The organism is Microcella sp., assembly GCF_051860105.1.
Taxonomy (GTDB): domain Bacteria; phylum Actinomycetota; class Actinomycetes; order Actinomycetales; family Microbacteriaceae; genus Microcella.
On the sequence record NZ_JBHYEO010000002.1, the window covers coordinates 148,416 to 170,340 of the forward strand.

At 70.3% G+C, this 21,925-nt stretch carries 20 protein-coding genes; 5 read left to right on the forward strand and 15 right to left on the reverse strand.

Going from position 1 to position 21,925, the window contains the following annotated elements; translation table 11 throughout:
• Nucleotides 1-11: 11 nt before the first annotated feature.
• From ACTIE9_RS01835 to ACTIE9_RS01850, 4 genes are all read right to left on the reverse strand, one after another.
• Entirely contained in the window at nt 12-605 is a 594-nt protein-coding gene (locus ACTIE9_RS01835; RefSeq protein ID WP_439563869.1) for a hypothetical protein, read from the reverse strand.
• Nucleotides 602-1,555 (reverse strand): 16S rRNA (cytosine(1402)-N(4))-methyltransferase RsmH, encoded by a 954-nt coding sequence (gene rsmH / locus ACTIE9_RS01840; RefSeq protein WP_439563919.1) that lies wholly within the window; start codon nt 1,553-1,555, stop codon nt 602-604. Before rsmH ends, ACTIE9_RS01835 begins: the two co-directional genes overlap by 4 nt.
• Nucleotides 1,556-1,659: 104 nt before the next feature.
• Nucleotides 1,660-2,091, reverse strand: a complete 432-nt coding sequence (gene mraZ, locus ACTIE9_RS01845; protein WP_439563870.1) for a division/cell wall cluster transcriptional repressor MraZ — start codon at nt 2,089-2,091, stop codon at nt 1,660-1,662.
• Between the two features lie 299 nt (nt 2,092-2,390).
• A complete protein-coding gene (locus ACTIE9_RS01850; protein ID WP_439563871.1) occupies nt 2,391-2,765 on the reverse strand; it encodes a DUF3040 domain-containing protein in 375 nt (124 codons plus the stop codon).
• Nucleotides 2,766-2,846: 81 nt separating this feature from the next.
• Here ACTIE9_RS01850 and ACTIE9_RS01855 point away from each other — a divergent pair, with 81 nt between their 5' ends.
• Nucleotides 2,847-3,968, forward strand: coding sequence for a polyprenyl synthetase family protein (locus ACTIE9_RS01855; protein WP_439563872.1), 1,122 nt, complete (start codon nt 2,847-2,849; stop codon nt 3,966-3,968).
• A gap of 12 nt (nt 3,969-3,980) precedes the next feature.
• Here the strand turns inward: ACTIE9_RS01855 and ACTIE9_RS01860 are convergent, their stop codons facing one another.
• A complete protein-coding gene (locus ACTIE9_RS01860) occupies nt 3,981-4,319 on the reverse strand; it encodes an Rv2175c family DNA-binding protein (RefSeq protein WP_439563873.1) in 339 nt (112 codons plus the stop codon).
• Between the two features lie 179 nt (nt 4,320-4,498).
• Between ACTIE9_RS01860 and ACTIE9_RS01865 the strand changes: the two genes are divergently transcribed.
• Nucleotides 4,499-5,896, forward strand: a complete 1,398-nt coding sequence (locus ACTIE9_RS01865) for a LysM peptidoglycan-binding domain-containing protein (RefSeq protein ID WP_439563874.1) — start codon at nt 4,499-4,501, stop codon at nt 5,894-5,896.
• Nucleotides 5,897-5,959: 63 nt separating this feature from the next.
• Nucleotides 5,960-7,888 (forward strand): Stk1 family PASTA domain-containing Ser/Thr kinase, encoded by a 1,929-nt coding sequence (pknB, locus tag ACTIE9_RS01870; protein ID WP_439563875.1) that lies wholly within the window; start codon nt 5,960-5,962, stop codon nt 7,886-7,888.
• Here pknB and ACTIE9_RS01875 read toward each other — a convergent pair.
• The 3 genes from ACTIE9_RS01875 to ACTIE9_RS01885 form a co-directional block, all read right to left on the reverse strand.
• Nucleotides 7,885-9,255 carry a class II 3-deoxy-7-phosphoheptulonate synthase gene (locus ACTIE9_RS01875; RefSeq protein WP_439563876.1) on the reverse strand — a complete coding sequence of 457 codons (1,371 nt, stop codon included), beginning with the start codon at nt 9,253-9,255 and terminating at the stop codon, nt 7,885-7,887. The two genes, pknB and ACTIE9_RS01875, sit on opposite strands and share 4 nt — an antisense overlap.
• 68 nt (nt 9,256-9,323) lie before the next feature.
• Entirely contained in the window at nt 9,324-10,013 is a 690-nt protein-coding gene (locus tag ACTIE9_RS01880; RefSeq protein ID WP_439563877.1) for a lysophospholipid acyltransferase family protein, read from the reverse strand.
• A 73-nt stretch (nt 10,014-10,086) separates the two neighbouring features.
• Nucleotides 10,087-11,040 (reverse strand): ROK family glucokinase, encoded by a 954-nt coding sequence (locus ACTIE9_RS01885; RefSeq protein WP_439563878.1) that lies wholly within the window; start codon nt 11,038-11,040, stop codon nt 10,087-10,089.
• Between the two features lie 101 nt (nt 11,041-11,141).
• Here ACTIE9_RS01885 and ACTIE9_RS01890 point away from each other — a divergent pair, with 101 nt between their 5' ends.
• On the forward strand, nt 11,142-12,965 hold the full coding sequence (locus ACTIE9_RS01890; protein WP_439563879.1) for an AMP-dependent synthetase/ligase: 1,824 nt from the start codon (nt 11,142-11,144) through the stop codon (nt 12,963-12,965).
• 98 nt (nt 12,966-13,063) lie between these two features.
• On the opposite strand, the gene ACTIE9_RS01895 is transcribed toward ACTIE9_RS01890, so the two are convergent.
• The 3 genes from ACTIE9_RS01895 to ACTIE9_RS01905 all read right to left on the reverse strand — a co-directional run bounded on the left by ACTIE9_RS01895 (nt 13,064) and on the right by ACTIE9_RS01905 (nt 18,387).
• Nucleotides 13,064-13,564: a peptide deformylase gene (locus ACTIE9_RS01895; RefSeq protein WP_439563880.1), complete on the reverse strand. Its 501-nt coding sequence runs from the start codon at nt 13,562-13,564 to the stop codon at nt 13,064-13,066.
• Nucleotides 13,565-13,571: 7 nt separating this feature from the next.
• The gene (locus ACTIE9_RS01900; protein ID WP_439563881.1) at nt 13,572-14,900 is read right to left on the reverse strand and encodes a MinD/ParA family ATP-binding protein; all 1,329 of its coding nucleotides are present in this window, start codon (nt 14,898-14,900) and stop codon (nt 13,572-13,574) included.
• A gap of 88 nt (nt 14,901-14,988) precedes the next feature.
• A complete protein-coding gene (locus ACTIE9_RS01905) occupies nt 14,989-18,387 on the reverse strand; it encodes a pyruvate carboxylase (RefSeq protein WP_439563882.1) in 3,399 nt (1,132 codons plus the stop codon).
• A 112-nt stretch (nt 18,388-18,499) separates the two neighbouring features.
• Here ACTIE9_RS01905 and ACTIE9_RS01910 point away from each other — a divergent pair, with 112 nt between their 5' ends.
• Nucleotides 18,500-19,303 carry a ParA family protein gene (locus ACTIE9_RS01910; RefSeq protein WP_439563883.1) on the forward strand — a complete coding sequence of 268 codons (804 nt, stop codon included), beginning with the start codon at nt 18,500-18,502 and terminating at the stop codon, nt 19,301-19,303.
• A gap of 85 nt (nt 19,304-19,388) precedes the next feature.
• Here the strand turns inward: ACTIE9_RS01910 and ACTIE9_RS01915 are convergent, their stop codons facing one another.
• The 4 genes from ACTIE9_RS01915 to ACTIE9_RS01930 all read right to left on the reverse strand — a co-directional run bounded on the left by ACTIE9_RS01915 (nt 19,389) and on the right by ACTIE9_RS01930 (nt 21,884).
• Nucleotides 19,389-19,934, reverse strand: coding sequence for a MerR family transcriptional regulator (locus ACTIE9_RS01915; RefSeq protein ID WP_255159327.1), 546 nt, complete (start codon nt 19,932-19,934; stop codon nt 19,389-19,391).
• 117 nt (nt 19,935-20,051) lie between these two features.
• Complete coding sequence (ftsR, locus tag ACTIE9_RS01920; RefSeq protein WP_439563884.1) at nt 20,052-20,756, reverse strand: transcriptional regulator FtsR; 705 nt, start codon at nt 20,754-20,756, stop codon at nt 20,052-20,054.
• Nucleotides 20,756-21,235: an FHA domain-containing protein gene (locus ACTIE9_RS01925; protein ID WP_439563885.1), complete on the reverse strand. Its 480-nt coding sequence runs from the start codon at nt 21,233-21,235 to the stop codon at nt 20,756-20,758. Before ACTIE9_RS01925 ends, ftsR begins: the two co-directional genes overlap by 1 nt.
• The gene (locus ACTIE9_RS01930) at nt 21,228-21,884 is read right to left on the reverse strand and encodes a CDP-alcohol phosphatidyltransferase family protein (RefSeq protein WP_439563886.1); all 657 of its coding nucleotides are present in this window, start codon (nt 21,882-21,884) and stop codon (nt 21,228-21,230) included. Before ACTIE9_RS01930 ends, ACTIE9_RS01925 begins: the two co-directional genes overlap by 8 nt.
• Nucleotides 21,885-21,925 lie beyond the last annotated feature (41 nt).

The following is a 21,925-nucleotide window of genomic DNA, read 5'->3' on the forward strand; positions in this document are numbered from 1 at the left end:
TCCCCGGTCGATCAGCGCGTCACCGGCGAGGGCAGCGCCCCCGACGGCACCGCCGCGCTTGGTCCCGACGGTAGCGACCCCGACGGCAGCGGCGTCGGAGGCACGCCCGCCGCCGATGCACCCCCTGCCGCCGCCGGGGTCACGAGGGGCACGTCGGCCAGCAGCACGTTGCCGACGAGATCGCCCCGACCGTCGAGCACACCGGTGCCGGCCCCCGCCGGCGTCGGGCTGCCCTGCACGGACCCATCGGAGAGGAGCAGGAAGGCGGGGCTCACGGAGCTGACCACCATGCCGAGAGACTCGGCATTGGCCGCGACGTTCTGCGCCGAGTCGAAGACGTTGAGGTCTTCGGTGAGCATCTGGGCGGTGCGGTCGAGCTCGATCCGCTGGGCTTCGAGAGCCGTGATGCGGTAGGCGCCATCCGAGAGCACGATGCTCAGCACCAGCTGCGCGAGCAGGATCGCGAACACGCCGACGACCGTCGCGATCGCGTACACCGCACGCGGGCGGGCACGGCGCTGACGGCGCGTGGCGACGACCTCGAGCGGTGCGCGATTCGGCGCCGCACTCCGTTCCGGGGCGCGCGTCAGCGGAACGGCGCTCATGCGGCCTCCCGCAGCCGCTCGGCGGCGCGCAGGCGAACCGGGATGGCCCGCGGGTTGCGCGCGCGCTCGGCCTCATCGGCCTGCTCGGCTCCCCGCACGAGGAGGGAGAACTCGGGACGGTGCTCCGGCAGCTCGACGGGCAGCCCGGCGGGCGCCGTCGACTGCGAGCGGGCGGCGAGCTCGCGCTTGACGATGCGGTCCTCGAGCGACTGGTACGCCAGCACGACGATGCGGCCCCCGACGGCGAGCGCGTCGAGCGCGGCCGGCAACGCGAGCTCGAGGGCGGCGAGCTCGGCGTTGACCTCGATACGGAGCGCCTGGAACACGCGCTTCGCGGGGTGGCCCGCCCGCTGCACGGCGCGCGGCGTGGCGTCGATGATGAGTTGGACGAGCTGCGAGGAACGTTCGAGGGGATGCTCCGCACGTGCCTGCACGATGCTGCGGGCGTAACGGGGCGCGAGCTTCTCCTCGCCGTAGGCGTAGAAGATGCGCCGCAGCTCGGACTCGGGGTACTCGGCGAGGATCGTGGCCGCGGTGATGCCGGTGGTGCGGTCCATGCGCATGTCGAGCGGAGCATCCTGGGCATAGGCGAAGCCGCGCTCGGCCTCGTCGAGCTGCATCGACGACACACCCAGGTCGAACAGCACGGCGGTCGCGCGTCGGATGCCGACGCTGTCGAGAGCCTCACGCACGCCGCTGTAGACGGTGTGCACGAGGTGCACGCGGTCGCCGAACCGCTCCAGGCGCGCACCGGCCCGTGCGAGCGCGTCGGTGTCTCGGTCGAGGCCGACGAGCGTGAGACCCGGGTGCCGCTCGAGCGCCGCTTCGGCGTGACCGCCAAGACCGAGGGTGGCGTCGACGAGCACCGCGCCCTCGACGGAAAGGGCGGGATCGAGCAGCTCGAGCGTGCGGTCGAGCATGACGGGGATGTGGCGCGGAGACTCGGTCATCATCGTGTCCGGATCGACCGCGGGGCCCCGATCCCCATCCGTGCGACCTGGCACCGGGGAAGGTGCGCCAGGGCGACTCACGGCTGGGAGTCGGGGTCACGCGATCAGAAGAGTCCGGGGATCACCTCCTCCTCGGTGTTCGCGAACGCGTCCTCGCGCTCGGCGTAGTAGGCGTTCCAGGCTTCGGTCGACCAGATCTCGGCGCGGTCGCCGGCGCCGATGACGGTGAGTTCGCGATCGAGGCCGGCGTACTCGCGCAGCACGGTCGGGATCGTCAGCCGGTGCTGCGAATCGGGCTCCTGCTCGCTGGCGCCCGAGAGGAAGAGCCGCTGGAACTCGCGACCCTGCTTGCTCGTGAGAGGCGCCGTCCGCAGCTTGTCGAGCTGCTCCTGGAACATCGCGGCACTGAAGACGTAGATGCAGTGCTCCTGGCCGCGGGTGAGGACCACTCCCCCGGCGAGCTCGCTGCGGAACTTGGCCGGAAGGATGATGCGCCCCTTGTCGTCGAGCTTGGGGGTGTGCGTGCCGAGAAGCATCGTCCTGGCCCCCCTCTCATCTCCGGCCCGAGATCAGGTGATGACCTCCACTTTACTCCACTTTCCTCCACCAAGTAAAGGATATGGAGCACTATATCGGCCATATCTCTCCAATGTGTTTGGCGCGCACCCGGAAATCCGCGGAAGACGTGGTGCGCACGCGGTGGAGGGCCCGTGGAGGGCCGGTGGAGGAAGTGGGCGCACATCGACGGCGAGCGCACGAAAAAGCGGGGCCGACCAGACGGTCGACCCCGCGGGAGTGGAGGTGGAGGAGAGGGGAGGTGGAGGAGGGTGGAGAGCTACTCGCCGCGCTCGTCCTGGCGGCGCTCCCAGCGCTCGGACATGTTGTCCATCCAGGAGGTCCGCGACGGACGCGCCGGACGCGCCGAGGGGGCGCTCGCGGTCGCCTCGCTGCCGCGACCGGGAGAGATCACGAGCAGCACGCCCCCGAGCATCAAGCCGAAGCCGACCACGCCGATGAGGGGCTGTCGCACGATCACGCCCGCGACGAGGGCGGCGACTCCGGCCACGGCGAGCAGAGCTCCGACGACCACGAGACGGTAGTTGGGCTTGCCTCTGCGACCTGAGACGGTGGCGACGAAATCGGCATCGTTCTGGTAGAGATTGCGCTCCATCTCTTCCAGGAGGCGCTGCTCGTGCTCCGAGAGCGGCATGATGAACCCTTCCACGGCTGAGGGGACGGAATACGCCCCGCTCCCTCATTCTAGGCTCGCTCCCCTCGATAGGCTAGGCGGGTGCCTGAGAGATTGCGGTTAGTCGACCTTGTCAACGCCCGACTCGAGCAGTTCCTCGACGAGCGCGCCACCCAGCTCGGATCGATCGCCGACGACCTCGCGGTCTTCACCGACGCCAGTCGCGACCTGTTGAGCGGGGGGAAGCGGTTCCGCGCCCTGTTCTGCTACTGGGGCTGGCACGCCGTGGCGGGCACAGTGCGTGCCGACGACCTCACCGCCGAGCTCGATGAGCACCCTGATCTCTCGAGCGTCATCGACGCCGCCGCCGCCCTCGAGCTGTTCCATGCTGCGGCCCTCGTGCACGACGACATCATGGACAACTCGGACACCCGGCGCGGCATGCCGGCGGCCCACCGGCGCTTCGAGGCCGACCACGCCCGCCGGGAGTGGGTCGGGAGCGCTGCGACGTACGGCACCTCGAGCGCCCTGCTGCTGGGGGATCTGCTGCTCGGCTGGAGCGACGAGCTGCTCGACACCGGTCTCGAACGTCTCGCCGACCCGCGCAGCGCGCGCGCGGCGCGCGGCGAATTCCAGACGATGCGCACCGAGGTGATGGTCGGGCAGTACCTCGACATCCGCGAAGAGGTTGCGTGGCGCGATGCCGACGAGGCCGATCTGCTCCCCCGCGCTCACCGCGTGGTCACCTACAAGTCGGCGAAGTACTCGATCGAGGCTCCGCTCGCGCTCGGGGCGCTCATGGCCGGCGGCAGTCTCGAGCAGGTGTCGGCGCTCCGCGCCTTCGGGCTGCCGCTCGGCGTGGCCTTCCAGCTGCGCGACGACCTGCTCGGCGTGTTCGGAGACCCGGCCGTCACCGGCAAGCCTGCGGGCGACGATCTGCGCGAGGGCAAGCGCACCGTCATCATCGCGCTCGCCCGTGCCGCCCTGCCCGCCGGTGCCGTGCGCCTGATCGACGAGCTCCTCGGTGACCCCCAGCTCACCGAGCACCAGATCGCGACGCTGCAGGCCACCATCCGCGACAGCGGCGCCGTCGAGACCACCGAGCGCATCATCGCGCGCAGCGTCGCCGATGCGATCGCGGCGATCGAGGATGCTCCGCTCAGCCGTTCCGCGCGCGCCGAGCTCATCGGCCTGAGCGACCTCGTCACCCGCCGCGCCCACTAGCGGGGCGGCGGGCTAGAAGGCGAGCGCCTGGGCCACCCGACGAACCTCGGCTTTGCGGCCCGCGCGCAGGGCCGCGATGGGCGAGACTCCGAGCAGTTCGTTGACCTCCAGCATCCAGTCCATCGCCTCGTCATCGGTGAAGCCGTCGTCGGCGAGGAGGATGAGCGTGCCGCGCAGGTCGGTGAGCGGCTCGCCGTTCTGCACGAACTCCTCGGGCACGACGAGCACCTTGTCGCGCCGCACGGCGAGCAGGTGGCGGTCTTCGATCAACCGGTGAACCTTGCCCGGGCTCAGGTTCAATGCGTCGACGAGATCGGGAACGGTCAACCAGCGAGCAGATTCAGCAGCCACCCCTCAAGCGTGCCATGCCGATCGACCCGTCCGCGTCGATCTGTTATGTTACGAACAGGTAAACTCCCGTCACACCTTCCCCATTGGTAGACGTGCGTTGTACTCTGTCACAGCGGATGCGGGGGCATCCGCCTGCGCCCGGTCGGGTGCACCAAGGCACTGCGAAGGGCCGGAACACGATGAGCGAGACTGACCGCGCTGCTGACACCGCGCGCAGCCCGCACCGGGCATCCGACTCCGATGAGCGCGCACGAGCGGTGTTCGCCGGGCTGACGCCGCGCCCCGCTCCCGCGTCGACGACGGCGGCCGCGTCGGTCGCGACCGCGACGCGCATCGACCTCGGCCGTCGGGCCCGCTCGAGCGCCTTCACCACGGTGCCCGTCGCCCTCACCGGGGCGATCGTGCTCGGCCTCGGCCTCACCGGCCCGATCGATCCCGCCCACGCCCGCAAGCCTCTGCCCCCGAAGCCCGAGCAGGCGCCGTCGCCGCTCGGACTACGGACAGCCCTCTCGCAGATCGGGGCTGCCCTCATGCCCGGGGGGCTGACCGCGCACAGCGTCAGCACCAGCGCCGCACCCGCCGTCTACACGGTGGCACCGGGAGACACGGTGAGCAGCATCGCGCAGCGCTTCGGCATCTCGACCGCCTCCGTGCTCGCGCTCAACGGTCTGTCGTGGAAGTCGACGATCTTCCCCGGTCAGGTTCTTGCTCTCACCACGGCGCCCGTCAAGACCACGGGGGTGCCCGCACCCACCACGGCCGGTGGCCGCTACACGATCGTCAAGGGCGACACGATCTCGGCGATCGCCGCACGCTTCGGCATCTCGACCCAGTCGCTCCTCGACGCCAACGGTCTCGCCTGGACGAGCATCGTCTACCCCGGCCAGGCACTGGTGATCCCGGGGCGCATCGCCGAGCCCGCGATCGCTCCTGCTCCGGTCGTCGGCCTCGCTGCCGACGCGCCGGCGGATGCCCCCGGCCCCGGCGTGGTCGGGCCCGGGACGCCTCCCGCCGACGCCGTGAGCGACGCGGGGCCGGGTGTCTCGAACGCCGCCGCTGTGGCCGCCCTGGCGATCGTCGAGCGCCCCGTGCTGCCCGTCGCGCCGCGCCGGCCTGCGGCGAACCCGGGCTCATCGGCAGGTCCCTCCCCCGTCCGACCGCCGAGCGGGGGCACCGTGACGCCCCTCACGGCCGAGATGCGCACCCACGCGAGCACCATCATCCAGGTCGGACGGCAGCTGGGGGTTCCGGAGTACGGCATCGTCATCGCCCTCGCGACCGCGATGCAGGAGTCGTCGCTCCGCAACCTCTCGTGGGGAGACCGCGACTCCGTCGGGCTCTTCCAGCAGCGGCCCAGCTCGGGCTGGGGAACCGCCGCCGACCTCCAGGTGCCGAGCCATGCCGCGCGACTCTTCTACGAGGGCAGGGCGGGCTACACGCGCGGCCTCCTCGACATCCCCGGATGGCAGGGCATGACCCTCACGCGCGCGGCCCAGGCGGTGCAGATCTCCGCCTACCCCGACCACTACGCCAAGTGGGAGGCGAGCGCGTGGGCGTGGTACTTCGAGCTCACCTGATCGGGGGTGCGGCACCGCGCGTGGCACCCGGGGCGCCTGGCCCGCGCGACCTAGACTGACCCGGTGAGCACCTCGACGACCGATCCCCTCATCGGCCGCCTGATCGACGGCCGATACCAGGTGCGCTCACGCATCGCCCGCGGCGGGATGGCAACGGTCTACCTCGCCACGGACCAGCGACTCGACCGTCTCGTCGCCGTCAAGATCATGCACGGCCACCTGGCTGACGACAGCCAGTTCAAGGAGAGGTTCATCCAGGAGGCGCGCTCAGCCGCCCGCCTCGCCCACCCCAACGTCGTGAACGTCTTCGATCAGGGGCAGGACGCGGAGTCGGCCTACCTCGTCATGGAGTACCTGCCGGGCATCACCCTGCGCGAACTGCTGCAGGAGTACGGCGCGCTCACCCCCGAGCAGACCATGGACATCACCGAGGCCGTGCTGGGCGGTCTGGCGGCCGCGCACAAGGCCGGCATCGTGCACCGCGACCTCAAGCCCGAGAACGTGCTCCTCGCCGACGACGGCCGCATCAAGATCGGCGACTTCGGACTCGCGCGGGCCGCGAGCGCGAACACCGCCACCGGTCAGGCCCTCCTCGGGACGATCGCCTACCTCTCCCCCGAGCTCGTGACCCGCGGCATCGCCGACACCCGCAGCGACATCTACGCCGTCGGCATCATGATGTTCGAGATGCTCACGGGCGAGCAGCCGTTCAAGGGCGAACAGCCCATGCAGATCGCCTACCAGCACGCCAACGACTCCGTGCCGGCGCCGAGCACGCTCAACCCGCGCGTACCGGCCGAGTGGGACGAGATCGTTCTGTGGGCGACCGCGCGCGACCCCCAGGATCGACCGGCGGATGCTCGCGCCCTGCTCGACCAGGTGGCCGAGACCGGCCGCTCGCTGCAGACGGCCCTGCCGACCGCAGCCACCCAGCGCACGATGCTGCTCACCTCGCCGATCCCCACGGCTCCCGCCACCGGTGAGACCCAGGTGCTCGGCACGCGCGGGGGGTCGGATCCCTCCGACGGGCCGTCGGCGACCGCCGAACTCACGCGCCGCGGCCCGCAGAGCCGCCGTCGCGGCTGGATCCTGTTCGCTGCCGTGCTCGCGCTCGCCGGCCTCGCCGCCGGGGTCGGCTGGTGGTTCGGAGCGGGGCCCGGGGCTCGCGTGACCATCGCCGACGTCCGGGGCGACACCGTCGACGCAGCCCGCCTCATCCTCGAGGATCAGGGCGCGCTGGTGGCGGACACGGTCGCCGAGGCGTTCGACCTGGAGATCGCCGCGGGTCTCGTGGCCGGTACCGACCCGGCGGCGGGCGAGGTGATCGACCGGGAGACGGTCGTCACGATCGTCGTCTCGCTCGGCCTCGAGCCCACAACGGTGCCCGACGTCGTCGGACTGCCCGAGGCCGACGCCCGGATCGCGCTCGTCGGAGCGGGGTTCGAGGTCGGCGAGGGCATCCCGCAGTTCGATCCGGATGTGCCGGAGGGCTCGGTCATCGCCGTCGTCGATGCCGACGAGGTCGCCCTCGCGACCGGCGCCGAATCGTTCAAGGGAACCCCTGTGCAACTGCTGGTGTCCGTCGGCGCGATCCCCTCGGTGCGGGGGCTCACCGTCGAGGCCGCGCAGGCGGCGCTCAGCGCACGCGACCTCACGGGCATCGTCGGAGGCGAGTCGGAGTTCGACAACGAGGTCGAGCTCGGCAACGTGCTGCGGCTCGAGCGCACCACCGACAGCCCCGTGCGACCCGGGAGCACGCTCACGATCATCGTCTCGCGCGGGCCCGATCTCGTCGAGGTGCCCAACGTGGTCGGCCGGTCGATCGATGACGCCGTCGATATTCTCGAGGCGGCCGGGTTCCGTGTGCTCCTCGACACGAATGTGCCTCCGGGGTTGCGCGACTCGCCGCTGGCGCCCGTGCAATCGACCAACCCGGCCGGCGGCGAACGCGCCCTCCGCGGCGGCGACGTGACGGTCGTCGCGAACTACTAGCTGCGGCCGAGCTCCTCGGCGACGAGGAACGCGAGCTCGAGCGACTGCATGTGGTTCAGGCGCGGGTCGCACAGCGACTCGTAGCGCGTCGCCAGAGTCTCCTCATCGATGTGCTCCGAGCCGCCGAGGCACTCGGTGACATCGTCGCCCGTGAGCTCGACGTGGATGCCTCCGGGGTGGGTGCCGACCGCGCGGTGCGACTCGAAGAAGCCCTTGACCTCATCGACCACATCGTCGAAGCGACGCGTCTTGTAGCCGTTGGGCGTCGTGAGGCCGTTGCCGTGCATGGGGTCGCACACCCAGAGCGGAGTGGCATCCATGCCGCGGATCGCCTCGAGAAGCGGAGGAAGCGCATCGCGCACGGTCCCGGCGCCCATCCGGGTGATGAAGGTGAGGCGGCCGGGCTCACGCTCGGGATCGAGCACGTCGATCAGGCGCTCCATGGTCTCGGGCGTCGTCGACGGGCCGAGCTTGACCCCGATGGGGTTGCGGATGCGCTTGAAGAAGTCGACGTGGGCGCCGTCGAGATCACGCGTGCGCTCGCCGATCCAGAGGAAGTGGGCGCTCGTGGTGTACGGCATGCCGGTGCGCGAGTCGATGCGCGTCATGGGGCGCTCGTAGTCCATGAGCAGACCCTCATGGCTCGAGTAGAACTCCACGCGCTTGAGCTCGTCGAAGTCTGCGCCCGCGGCCTCCATGAACTTCACCGCGCGATCGATCTCCTTCGCGAGGCCCTCGTAGCGCTGATTCGCGGGGTTCGCGGCGAAGCCCTTGTTCCAGCTGTGGACCATCCGCAGATCGGCGAAACCACCCTGAGTGAACGCGCGGATGAGATTCAGGGTCGAGGCGCTCGTGTGGTAGCCCTTCACGAGGCGCGAGGGGTCGGCTTGGCGCGATTCGGGGGTGAAGTCGTAGCCATTGACGATGTCGCCGCGGTAGGCCGGCAGCGTGACGTCGCCGCGCGTCTCGGTGTCGCTCGAGCGGGGCTTCGCGAACTGGCCGGCCATGCGGCCCATCTTGATGACCGGCATCGAGGCGCCGTAGGTCAGGACGACCGCCATCTGCAGGATGGTCTTCACCCGGTTGCGGATCTGGTCGGCCGTCGCCCCCGCGAAGGTCTCCGCGCAGTCGCCGCCCTGGAGCAGGAAGGCGTCGCCGCGAGCGGCACGAGCGAGTCGCTCGCGCAGCATGTCGACCTCGCCGGCGAAGACGAGCGGGGGCATCGTGGCGAGCTCGGCCGAGGCGGCGGCGACCGCTGTCGAGTCGGGCCACTGCGGCTGCTGCTTGATCGGCAGCGTGCGCCAGTGGTCGAGACCGGCGATGACCGCGGGGTCGGCGTGCACAACGGTTTCGAAGGGGTCGACCACGAGCGTTACGTCCTCTACGGGGCGGGAGAGTCAGGGATGCACGGCGCACAGCGCCGCGGCCTTCCAGCCTACCGGGCGTTGGCGGGGCGCTTGTCCTTGACGGTGGTCGCGTACACGTCGCGGTACTCCTGGCCGCTGAGGCGGCTGAGCTCGTACATGATCTCGTCGGTGATCGAGCGCAGCACGAAGCGGTCGCTCTCGAGCCCCTGGAAGCGGCTGAAGTCGAGCGGCTCGCCGAACACGACTCCCGGGCGCACGACCTTCGGCAGCTTCGCGCCGATCGGCATCACCTTCTCGGTGTCGATCATCGCGACCGGCACCACGGGAGCACCCGACTCGAGGATCATGCGCGCGACACCCGTGCGACCGCGATACATGATGCCGTCGGGGCTGCGCGTGCCCTCGGGGTAGATGCCGAGCGCGTAGCCTTCGGCGAGCACCCGGAGGCCGGTATTGAGCGAAGCCTCGCTCGCTTTGCCACCCGAGCGGTCGATCGGCAGCTGCCCGCTGGCCTCGAAGAACATCTTGATGAGCCAGCCCTTGATGCCGCGCCCCGTGAAGTAGTCGCTCTTGGCGAGGAACACCACGCGCCGGTCGAGCACGAGCGGGAGGAACACCGAGTCGGTGAACGACAGGTGGTTGCTGGCGATGATGACAGCACCCGTGCGCGGCACGTTCTCGACGCCGCGCACCCAGGGGCGGAACGCCGTGAGCAGGATGGGCCCGATCACCAGGTTCTTCATCAGCCAGTAGAACACCGGGGAATCCCTTCGTTGACGGCGGAGGACAGCCTAACCCCTGCTCCCGCCGTCCGCGCGGCCGGCCGCTCGATCAGGTCGCCGCCGAGGCCGCATGGATGCGCGCCAGGTCGGCCGCCCCGACGACACCCGCGTCGTTCACCAGTTCGGCCACGACGAAGCGGGGCTCGGGGTGGTAGCCGCGCGCCGGCAGGTGCGCGAGGTAGGACTCGCGGACGGGGTCGAGCAGCAGGTCGCCCGCGATCGACACGCCACCGCCGAAGACGAACAGCTCGGGGTCGAGCACGGCGCTCAGGCTCGCGCAGGCCTGGCCGAGCCACGTGCCGAGCTGCCGCAGAGCGTGCAGCGCCCCCGCGTCCTCGTCGACGAGAAGCCGGGCGATGATGTCGCCCGTCAGCCCACCGGCGCGCTCGCGCTCGACCGCGAGCTGCAGCCCGATGCCCCCGGCATCGGCGATCTCGTTGGCCATCCGCAGCAGTGCTCGGCCGGAGCCGTACTGCTCGATGCAGCCGCGCGCTCCGCAGCCGCACGGCAGGCCGTCCGGGACGACGCGCAGGTGGCCCAGCTCGCCAGCGGTGCCGAAGCCGCCGCGGAGGAGCCGGTCGCCCGCCACGATCGCGCCGCCCACGCCCGTACCGATCGTCAGCATGGTCATGTCGTGCGCATCCCGCGCCGCCCCGAACCGGAACTCGGCCCACCCCGCCGCGTTCGCATCGTTGTCGATCGTGACATCGAGGTCGAGGCGCTCGCGCAGCCGGTCGCGGAAGGGCTCGTGGCGCCAGTTGATGTTCGGCGCGTAGTACACGGTCGACTGCGCGGCGTCGATGAATCCGGCGGCGGCTACGCCCGCGGCGATGACATCGTGCCCGTCGCGCAGCTGCTCGATCATGCGCACCACGAGGTCGGTGATGGCCGCGGGGTCGCCGGCGGGCGTGGGCTCGCGGAGCTCGGCGAGGATCTCGCCGTCGTCGCTCACCAGGGCTCCGGCGATCTTGGTTCCGCCGATGTCGATTCCGATGGAGTGCACGAGCGTCGAGTCTAGTGAGGGCGGGGCGCTCCGAGAGGGCGCGCCGGATCGCGGACTAGAGTGGGGTCACCATCTGCCCGTCCGGTACCAAAGGAGTTGCCGTGAAAGAGTTCTTCGTCCCGGCCGTCGTCACGCCCGACCCGAACGCGAATGCGAGCGACCTGCTGGTCGACCGGGTGCGCCAGACCCCGAACGGGGCGCTCTTCGCGCTTCCCACGGCGGATGGCGGGTGGTCCGACCTGACGGCCGCCGAGTTCCACCGGCAGGTCAAGGCGCTGGCCAAGGGCTTCATCGCCGCCGGCGTGAAGCCCGGCGAGAAGATCGGCTTCATGTGCAAGACCCGGTACGAGTGGACCCTCGTCGATTTCGCGACCTGGTTCGCCGGGGCGGTTCTGGTGCCGATCTACGAGACGAGCTCGCCCAGCCAGGTGCAGTACATCCTCGACGACTCCGAGGCGCACCACATGATCGTCGAGACCGCCGACCACTTCGCCCGCTACGACGAGGTCGCGGGCGACCTGCCGAACATCGGCCACCTGTGGCAGATGCACCTCGGCGATCTCGAGAAGCTCGCCTCGACCGGTGACGGCGTGAGCGACGACGATCTCGAGGCGCGGCGCACGATGGCCAAGGGCAGCGACCTTGCCACGCTCATCTACACGTCCGGCTCGACCGGCGTGCCCAAGGGCTGCATCTTGACCCACTCGAACTTCGTCGAGCTCTGCCGCAACGCGGCCGTCTCGATGAGCCAGGTGGTCAACCCGCAGTCGTCGACGTTGCTCTTCATCACGACGGCGCACATCTTCGCCCGGTTCATCTCCGTCCTCGGCGTGCACGGCGGTGTCAAGATCGGTCACCAGGCCGACACCAAGCAGCTGCTGCCGTCGCTGGGCTCGTTCAAGCCGACCTTCCTGCTCGCCGTTCCCCGCGTCTTCGAGAAGGTCTACAACTCGGCCGAGCAGAAGGCCGAGGCCGGCGGCAAGGGCAAGATCTTCCGCGCAGCGGCCGCGGTCGCGATCGAGCACTCGAAGGCGCTCGACGCCGGCCACGTGCCGCTCGGCCTGAAACTGAGGTTCGCGCTCTTCGACCGCCTGGTCTACAGCAAGCTGCGGGCGGCTATGGGCGGTCGTGTGGTGTACGCCGTCTCAGGGTCCGCTCCCCTCGGCCTGCGCCTCGCGCACTTCTTCCGCAGCCTCGACATCCGCATCCTCGAGGGCTACGGCCTCACCGAGACGACGGCTCCCGCCACCATCAACCTCGTCGACAAGTTCAAGATCGGCACGACCGGGCCGGCTCTGCCGGGTGTCGGGCTCAAGATCGCGGAGGACGGCGAGATCCTCGTCAAGGGCATCAACGTCTTCGCCGGCTACTGGAAGAAGCCGGAGGCGACGGCCGAGGTGATGGAGGGCGAATGGTTCCGCACCGGCGACATCGGCACTCTCGATGACGACGGCTTCCTGACCATCACCGGGCGCAAGAAGGAGATCATCGTGACGGCGGGTGGCAAGAACGTCGCCCCTGCCGCCCTCGAAGACCCGATCCGGGCGAACCCCATCATCGGTCAGGTCGTGGTCGTCGGTGACCAGAAGCCCTTCGTCTCGGCGCTCGTGACGCTCGACAGCGAGATGCTGCCGGTCTGGCTCAACAACAACGACCTCGACCCGCAGATGTCGCTCACCGAAGCCGCGCAGCACCCCAAGGTGCTCGCGGAGGTGCAACGGGCGATCGACGCCGCGAACAGCCGCGTGTCGCGTGCCGAGTCGATCCGCAAGTTCACGGTGCTCGCGACCGAGTTCACCGAGTCGAGCGGGCACCTGACGCCGAAGATGAGCATCAAGCGTCACGTCATCACGGCCGACTTCGCCGACGTGATCGAAGGCATGTACAGCGGGGCGCCGGAGACGCAGGGCATCTCGCTGCAGTAGGCACGTCGACGAGAGGGCGCCGCCGGTCGGAACGATCGCGGCGCCTTCTCCCGTTCGTGGGAGCGGACGATCGAGCCCTGCCCGCGATGGTGCCGGGCTCAGGGACGCGCGAACCAGTCGGCCTGACGCACAGCGCGCATGGCCTCGCGCTTGATCTCAGGGTCGAGACCCTCGATGAAGAGTCGGCCGTCGAGATGATCGCACTCGTGCTGCAGCGCTTGAGCGAGCAGCCCGTCGCCGCTGAGGTCGACGGCCGCTCCGTCGAGATCGATGCCCACCACCCGGGCCCACGGGTGACGGCGACGCGGAAAACCGAATCCCGGAACGCTCAGGCAGCCCTCATCGACCGCCTCCGGGTCACCGCGCACCTCGACGAGCTCGGGGTTGAGGACATAGCCGATGACGCCGTCGACGTTGTAGCTGAAGGCGCGCAGGCCGACGCCGATCTGCGGCGCCGCGACACCGGCGCGACCAGGAACCCGGACGGTGTCGATCAGATCGGCCACGAGCCCGTGCACGGCCGCGTCGATGCGCCCGATCGGGTCGGCGGCGCTGCGCAGCACCGGGTCGCCGAAGAGGCGGATGGGGCGGACGGCCATGCGCCGGTCAGACTCCGCGCCGCACGGGCATGCCCTGCGCGACGAGCGCTGCGAGCTCGCGCGCAGCCTGACGGGTCAGCGGTCGCAGATCGCGCCAGGAGATCACCGAGCCCGCTGCGAGCAGCTCGTCGTAGGGGATGCGGACGATCTCGCGCACGCGCGAGGCGAAGTGGGCCTCGATCTCTTCGAGCTTGACGAGATTGGTGCCCTGCGTCGCCGTGTTGATCGCGACGATCGACTCGCGCACGAGGTCGCCGTAGCCGTTGGCTTCGAGCCAGGTGAGCGTCTCCGAGGCCAGTCGCGCCTCGTCGACGCTGCCTCCCGAGACGATCACGAGCGCATCGGCGCGCTGCAGCGTGGCCCGCATCACCGAGTGCACGATGCCCGTGCCGCAGTCGGTCAAGACGATCGAGTAGTACCGAGCCGCGAGATCGGCGACGACGTTGTAGTCGTTCTCGTCGAACGCCTCCGAGAGCATGGGGTCGGTGTCGGAGGCGAGGATGTCGAGTCGGGTCTCGTCGCGCGACACGAGCGTCGAGAAGTCGGTGAAGCCCTGGATGCTCGGAGCGCGGTTCACGACATCGCGCACGGTCGCGCGGGTCTGGCGGGCGACGCGCTCAGACAGGGTGCCGCGATCGGGATTCGCGTCGATCGCGATGACGCGGTCATCCCGCACCGAGGCGAGCGCCATGCCGAGCAGGGTGGTGATCGTCGTCTTTCCCACCCCGCCCTTGCGGGTGAGCACGGGCACGAAGCGCGCCCCGCCCTCGAAGGCCGTCGCGATCTTCGCGTCCAGCTCTTTGCGGGCTCGCACACGCGCCGAATCGCCGAGGTTGACGAGGTGGAACGTCACGGCGTAGACGAACGCGGGCCACCAGCCCTCGGGGGCCGTGCGGTTGCGGCGACGGGGTTCGATGAGCCGGTCGGCCGTGAGCATGGCCGCGGATTCAGGGCCCTGATGCACACCGTCGAGCATGTCGCGGCGCGAGTACACGCCCTCGGCCACGGGCAGGGGCGGAACCCCCGCCTCGGCATCGTCATCCGGCTCGGGGGCGACGGCGACGGCCTGGAGCGCATCGTCGTCGAGCTCGATGACCGTCGTGCCGCGTTCCCCCGCCTGCACGACAGAGGGGTCGACGCCCGTCTCGACGAGGGCGACCGCCTGCTCGTCCTCGGGCTGCTCGCGAACGGGAGCAGGCAGCTCGACGTCGATCGTGAGGCTCGCCGGGAGGGCGGTCGCGAGATCGCCGGCACCCGCTGGCTCGATGCCCTCGGCGACAGAAGCGGCCGTCGGTGACGGTGCTTCGCGGGTGGATCTGGCGCGTTTCTCGGCCACGACGGCAACACTCCCTGGGTTGAGACGACTTCCCAGTCTACCGCGCCCACCGACACCGGTCCGCGGAGCTACCCGCGTTCAGGCCCGGCTACCCGATCACGACGAGCAGATCCCCCGCCTCGCACTGCTGCGTGGTGGGGATCGCCCGACGCTGCACGGTGCCGGCGACGGGGGTCGTGATCGCGGCCTCCATCTTCATCGCCTCGATCGTGGCGACCGCCTGACCGGCCTCGACCCGGTCGCCCTCCGCCACCTGCAGGGTCACGACCCCCATGAAGGGAGCGGCGATCTGGCCCGGCTGCGCCGGGTCGGCCTTCTCCGCGCTGATGGTGTCGACCGCGATGCTGCGGTCGCGCACGGTGATCGGCCGGAGCTGGCCGTTGAGCGTCGCCATGACGCTGCGCATGCCCTTCTCGTCGGGCTCGCCGATCGCCTCGAGGCTCACGAGGAGGCTCACGCCCTGCTCAATCTCGATCGTGTGCTCGACCCCGGCCCGCAACCCGTAGAGGTAGTCGGGGGTCGCGAGCACCGAGAGGTCGCCGAACTGCTCGCGCACCTGCAGGAACTGCTGGGTCGGCTGCGGGAACAGCAACTGGTTCAGCATGAGTCGCCGGTCATCGGTGCTGCCCGCGAGCTTCGCCCGCTGCTCGTCGGTGAGCGGGGTGGTGCCGATCTTGACCGTGCGACCCGCGAGCACTTTGCTGCGGAACGGCTCGGGCCAGCCCCCCGGCAGGTCGCCGAGCTCGCCGGCCATGAAGCCGATGACGGAATCGGGGATGTCGTAGTTCTGCGGGTTCGCCTCGAAGTCGGCTGGATCGGCACCCGACGCCGCCATCTGCAGCGCGAGATCGCCGACGACCTTCGACGAGGGGGTGACCTTGGTGGGCCGACCGAGGATGCGGTTGGCCGCCGCGTACCAGTCCTCGATGACCTCGAAGCGGTCGCCGAGACCCAGGGCGATCGCCTGCTGGCGCAGGTTCGAGAGCTGGCCGCCAGGGATCTCGTGCGTGTAGACGCGCCCGGTGGGGCCGGGCAGCCCCGACTCGAACGGGGCGTACGCACGCCGCACGGCCTCCCAGTACGGCTCGAGGTCGGCGACCGGGCGCAGGCCGAGGCCCGTGTCGCGCTCGGTGTGCTCGAGCGCCGCGACGAGCGCGGAGAGCGACGGCTGCGACGTCGTGCCGGCCATGGGCGCGCTCGCGGCGTCCACCGCGTCTGCCCCGGCGCGCGAGGCGGCCAGCAGCGTCGCGAGCTGCCCGCCCGCGGTGTCGTGGGTGTGCACGTGCACGGGCAGCTCGAACCGCTCGCGCAGCGCCGCAACGAGCTTCTCGGCCGCGCCCGCGCGGAGCAGGCCCGCCATGTCCTTGATCGCGAGGATGTGCGCTCCGGAGTCGACGATCTGCTCGGCGAGCCTCAGGTAGTAGTCGAGCGTGTACAGGTCTTCCGCCGGGTCGAGCAGATCGCCCGAGTAGCACATCCCGACCTCGGCGACCGTCGTGCCGGTCGCGAGCACCGCGTCGATCGCGGGGCGCATCTGATCGACATCGTTGAGCGCGTCGAAGATGCGGAAGATGTCGATGCCGGTCGCGGCGGCCTCGGCCACGAAGGCATCGGTCACCTCCGTCGGATACGGCGTGTAGCCGACGGTGTTGCGCCCGCGCAGCAGCATCTGGATTGCCACATTGGGCAGCGCTTCGCGCATCGCCGCGAGGCGCTGCCACGGGTCTTCTCCGAGGAAGCGCAGGGCGACGTCGTAGGTCGCTCCGCCCCACGCCTCGACGCTGAGCAGGCCCGGGGTCAGTCGAGCGACGTGCGGCATGACCCGCACGAGGTCGGCCGTGCGCACGCGCGTGGCGAGGAGCGACTGGTGGGCATCCCGGAAGGTCGTGTCGGTGACGGCCAGCGCTTCTTGCCGCCGCAGTGCGCTCGCGAAGCCGGCCGGGCCGAGCGCGAGCAGCCGCTGCCGCGAGCCGTCGGGTGCGGGCGACGCGAGGTCGACCTCCGGAAGCTTCAGGGCGGGGTCGATGACCCCCTCCCCCGCACCGTTCGGTTGGTTCACCGTGACATCGGCGAGCCAGGCGAGCACCTTCGTGCCCCGGTCTTTCGAGGGGTTGGTGCGCACGAGCTGCGGACGCTCGTCGATGAACGCGGTGCTCAGATCGCCCGCCTGGAATGCGGGGTCATCGAGCACGGCCTGCAGGAACGGGATGTTCGTCGTGACGCCCCGGATGCGGAACTCGGCGAGCCCGCGGCGCGCCCGCGACACGGCCGAGGCGAAGTCGCGCCCGCGGCACGTCATCTTCGCGAGCATCGAGTCGAAGTGCGGCGAGATCTGCGCGCCCGAGGCGATCGTGCCGCCGTCGAGACGCACCCCTGCGCCGCCGGGAGAACGGTAGGTCGTGATCTTGCCGGTGTCGGGGCGGAACCCGCTCGCCGGGTCTTCCGTCGTGATGCGGCACTGCAGGGCGGCGCCGCGCAAGTGGATCTGCTCCTGCTTCAGGCCCAGCTCGGCCAGCGTCTGCCCGTAGGCGATGCGCATCTGCGACTGCACGAGGTCGACGTCGGTGACTTCCTCCGTCACCGTGTGCTCGACCTGGATGCGCGGGTTCATCTCGATGAAGACGTGCTCGCCCGCGCGATCGCCCGCGGTGTCGAGCAAGAACTCGACGGTGCCGGCGTTGACGTAGCCGATCGACTTCGCGAACGCGACAGCATCGCGGTACATCGCCTGGCGCGTGCCCTCGTCGAGGTTGGGTGCCGGAGCGATCTCAATGACCTTCTGGTGGCGACGCTGCACCGAGCAGTCGCGCTCGAACAGGTGCACCGTCTCGCCCGTGGCATCGGCGAGGATCTGCACCTCGATGTGACGCGGACGCACGACCGCCTGCTCGACGAACATCGTGGGGTCGCCGAACGCGCTGTCGGCCTCGCGCATGGCCGCCTCGAGGGCTGCCCGCAGGTCGTCACGCTTCTCGACCCGGCGCATCCCCCGCCCACCGCCGCCCGCGACGGCCTTGGCGAAGATCGGGAAGCCGATCTCATCGGCGGCGTCGATGAGCACCTGCATGTCGGTCGTCGCCGGGCTCGACTTCAGCACGGGCACGCCCGCGGCGATCGCCTTCTCCTTCGCCGTGACCTTGTTGCCGGCCATCTCGAGCACCGCGCGCGGGGGCCCGATGAAGGCGATCCCGGCGTCGGCCGCCGCCTGGGCGAGGTCGGGGTTCTCGCTCAGGAACCCGTAGCCCGGGTAGATCGCGTCGGCGCCGGAGAGCCTGGCGACGCGGATGATCTCGTCGACGTCGAGGTAGGCACGCACCGGATGCCCGGGCTCGCCGATCTGGTACGCCTCATCGGCCTTCAGCCGATGCATCGAGTTGCGGTCCTCGAACGGGAACACCGCCACGGTCTTCGCGCCCAGCTCGTAGGCGGCGCGGAAGGCGCGGATGGCGATCTCTCCGCGGTTGGCGACAAGAATCTTCCGAAACATCGTGTCCTCTCGGAATCGGCCCAGGTGGGGGTCGACATGGCTCCGGTGGTGGCGGGCCGAGGTCGGTGCGCATGCGCGCTTCTCCACACTAGTGAAGGTAGGGTCGTTACTCGTGCACGTACTGAGCGTCAGCTCCCTCAAGGGGGGCGTGGGGAAGACGACGGTCACGCTGGGTCTGGCGTCGGCCGCCTTCGCGCGCGGCCTGCGCACGCTCGTCGTCGATCTCGACCCGCAGTCGGACGCCTCGACGGGCATGGACATTCAGGTCGCGGGGCATCTCACGGTCGCCGATGTGCTCGCCGCGCCCAAGGAGCGCACCGTGCGCCAGGCGATCGCGCCGAGCGGGTGGACCCGCGGACGCCCCGGCACCGTCGACGTCATGATCGGCAGCCCGAGCGCGATCAACTTCGACGGGCCGCACCCCAGCATCCGCGAGATCTGGAAGCTCGAGGAGGCCCTGGCTCACGTCGAGGCCGACTACGACCTCGTGCTCGTCGACTGCGCCCCGTCGCTCAACGCCCTCACGCGCACGGCGTGGGCGGCGAGTGACCGCGTCGTCGTCGTCACCGAGCCCGGGCTGTTCTCGGTGGCCGCGGCCGACCGCGCGCTGCGGGCGATCGAGGAGATCCGTCGCGGGCTCTCGCCGCGGCTGCAGCCCCTCGGCATCATCGTCAATCGCGCGCGCGTGCAGTCGCTCGAGCACCAGTTCCGCATCAAGGAGCTGCGCGACATGTTCGGCCCGCTCGTGCTCGCCCCCCAGCTGCCCGAGCGCACCTCGCTGCAGCAGGCACAGGGTGCCGCCAAGCCGCTGCACGTCTGGCCCGGCGACTCGGCTCAGGAGATGGCCCGCAACTTCGACCAGCTGCTCGACCGCATCATGCGCACCGCCAAGATGGGCGAGTATTCGACGCCATAGCGTCGAATACTCAACAGGCATAACGCCGCCCGCTCCAGAGAATCGCGCCGCGAAGCGGCTCCTCGAGATCTGACCGAAACGACTTCTAGGAAGCCCGCGTAGCCCGACGCGCGGCGAGCTCGTCGCTCGGGTCGGCCGCGGGCGTCGAGTCGAGCTCGACGAGCGAGCTCTCGACCTCGCGCAGCACCTTGCCGACAGCGATGCCGAAGACGCCCTGGCCGCGGCTGACGAGGTCGATGACCTCGTCGTCGCTCGTGCACAGGTAGACGCTCGCGCCGTCGCTCATGAGGGTCGTCTGGGCGAGGTCGCTCACGCCGGCCTCGCGCAACTGGTTGACGGCCGTGCGGATCTGCTGCAGCGAGATGCCCGTGTCGAGAAGTCGCTTGACGAGCTTGAGCACGAGGATGTCGCGGAAGCCGTACAGCCGCTGCGTGCCGGAACCGGCGGCGCCCCGCACGGTGGGCTCGACGAGCTCGGTGCGGGCCCAGTAGTCGAGCTGGCGGTAGGAGATGCCGGCGGCGCGGGCTGCGACGGCCCCGCGGTACCCCGCCTGGTCGTCGAGCTCGGGGAGCCCGTCGGTGAAGAGGAGCCCGAGGTCGTAGCGCTCGTCGCGGTTGTCAGCGTCGGTCATGACCCCTACCTAACCTTCATCGTTAACGTGACAGTTGGTGCCACGCCGTTCAGAGTAGCGAGCCGCCTCACGTCGACGGGAGACATCCGCTCGAACACCTCGGCGTGTCGGGCCCGCCTATGACTGTAGCTTGCCGAGGGCCGATCGGATGAGACTCGACCGCACGACTTCGAGCTGGCCCGCGATCTCGCGCGCGAGCTCGGCCGCCTTCGCCCGGCTGGACGGGTCGTTGCGGCGCGACACCGGGATCAGCGCGCTCTCGATGAGCCCGAGCTCGCGCTCGGCGGCCGCCCGGAAGCCGCGCAGATGCCGCGGTTCGATGCCCGAGCGCTGCAGCTCGACGAGAGCGCGCAGAACCTGCAGCACCTCATCGCCGTAGGTCTCGGCAGCCGCGATGAGCGAGGCGGAGATGGCGTCACTGAGCAGGGCCGGGCTCGCGCCGGCTTCGCGCGCCAGCTCGGCGCGCGTGTAGCGCCGCTCGGTGACGAGGATCGAGCTCGGCACCGTACCGTTCGCCAGCAGGGCCGGCGTCCTGCCGGCCTCGATCTCGTCGAGATAGCCGCGGATGACCTTCAGTCGCAGGTAGTGGTCGCGCTGCATCGTGAGGATGAAGCGCAGACGGTCGACATCGGCGGGCGAGAACTTGCGGTACCCCGACTCGGTGCGCGACGGCGAGACGAGCTGCTGCTCTTCGAGGAACCGCAACTTGGAGGGGGTCAGGTCGGGGAACTCGGGGCTGAGCTTGGCGAGCACCTGACCGATGCTGAGCAGACCGCCTCCCGCCACCGGACGGGACGAGGCGGCCGACGACCGCGCCGCCATCAGGCGCTCGTGCTGAGGTCGACGCGCGATGCGTAGAAGGTGAGGTGGAACTTGCCGACCTGCACCTCGCACCCGTCGACGAGCACCACCGTGTCGTCGATGCGCTCGCCCGCCATGAACGTGCCGTTGAGCGACCCGAGGTCGCGCACGGAGAACTGGGTGCCCTGGCGCAGGAACGCCGCATGCTTGCGCGAGACGGTCACGTCGTCGAGGAAGATGTCGGCCTCCGGATGCCGGCCCGCGACCGTCACGTCGGCGTCGAGCAGGAACCGCGCACCGGCGGTCGGGCCGCGGCGGACGATCAGCAGGGCCGAGCCCGACGGCAGCGCGCCGATGACCTCGTGCTCTTCCGGGCTCACGCCGGCTTCGAGCGCCGCGAGCTGCGCCGCGAACTCGGGGCCGTAGTGCACCGTCGTCTCGTGCGGTCGGTAGGCGCCCGGAGTCGCGTCGTCGTGCGCGTCGGGCGTGCTGTCAGCCATCCGTCGACCTCCTTTGCTCGCCCAGCGTATCTGATGAGTCGAGCGTCGCTCGCGGCCCTTTCGCGGTGAGCTCGCGGGTCTGACGCAGGTAGAGGATGCCGGCCCACCAGTACAGGAACGCCCCCCACAGCGTGAACGCCCAGCCGATCGGATCGCTCACCGGCTGCAGCACGGGGAAGGCCTGGCCGAGAACGAGGATCGGCAGCGCGTAGAACAGCGCGAAGGTGGCGAGCTTGCCGAGGTGATGCACCGGCAACGGTCCGTAGCCGTGCTGCGCGAGCACGAGGCCGAGCACGGCGAGGAACACGTCGCGTCCGACGATGACGATCACGACCCACCAGGGCACGACCTCGCGCACCGCGAGCGCGATGACGGCCGCGAAGATGAACAGCCGATCGGCGGCCGGGTCGAGGAGCTGCCCGAGCTTGGTGATCTGCGAGAACCGGCGGGCGATGATGCCGTCGAGGAAGTCGGTGAGGCTCGAGACGATGATCACGATCAGGGCCGCGACGTCGCGTTCGGCGAGTACGAGCACGAGGAACACGGGAACGAGCAGGATGCGCAGCGCGCTCAGGGCGTTGGGCACCGTGAGAATGCGCTCGCTGACGATGGGCCCGACCGGGCCCGGGTCGTTCTGCGGCTCCGACACGGGCTCAGTCTAGTGAGGCGGGGGGCGGCGCGAGGAGGGCA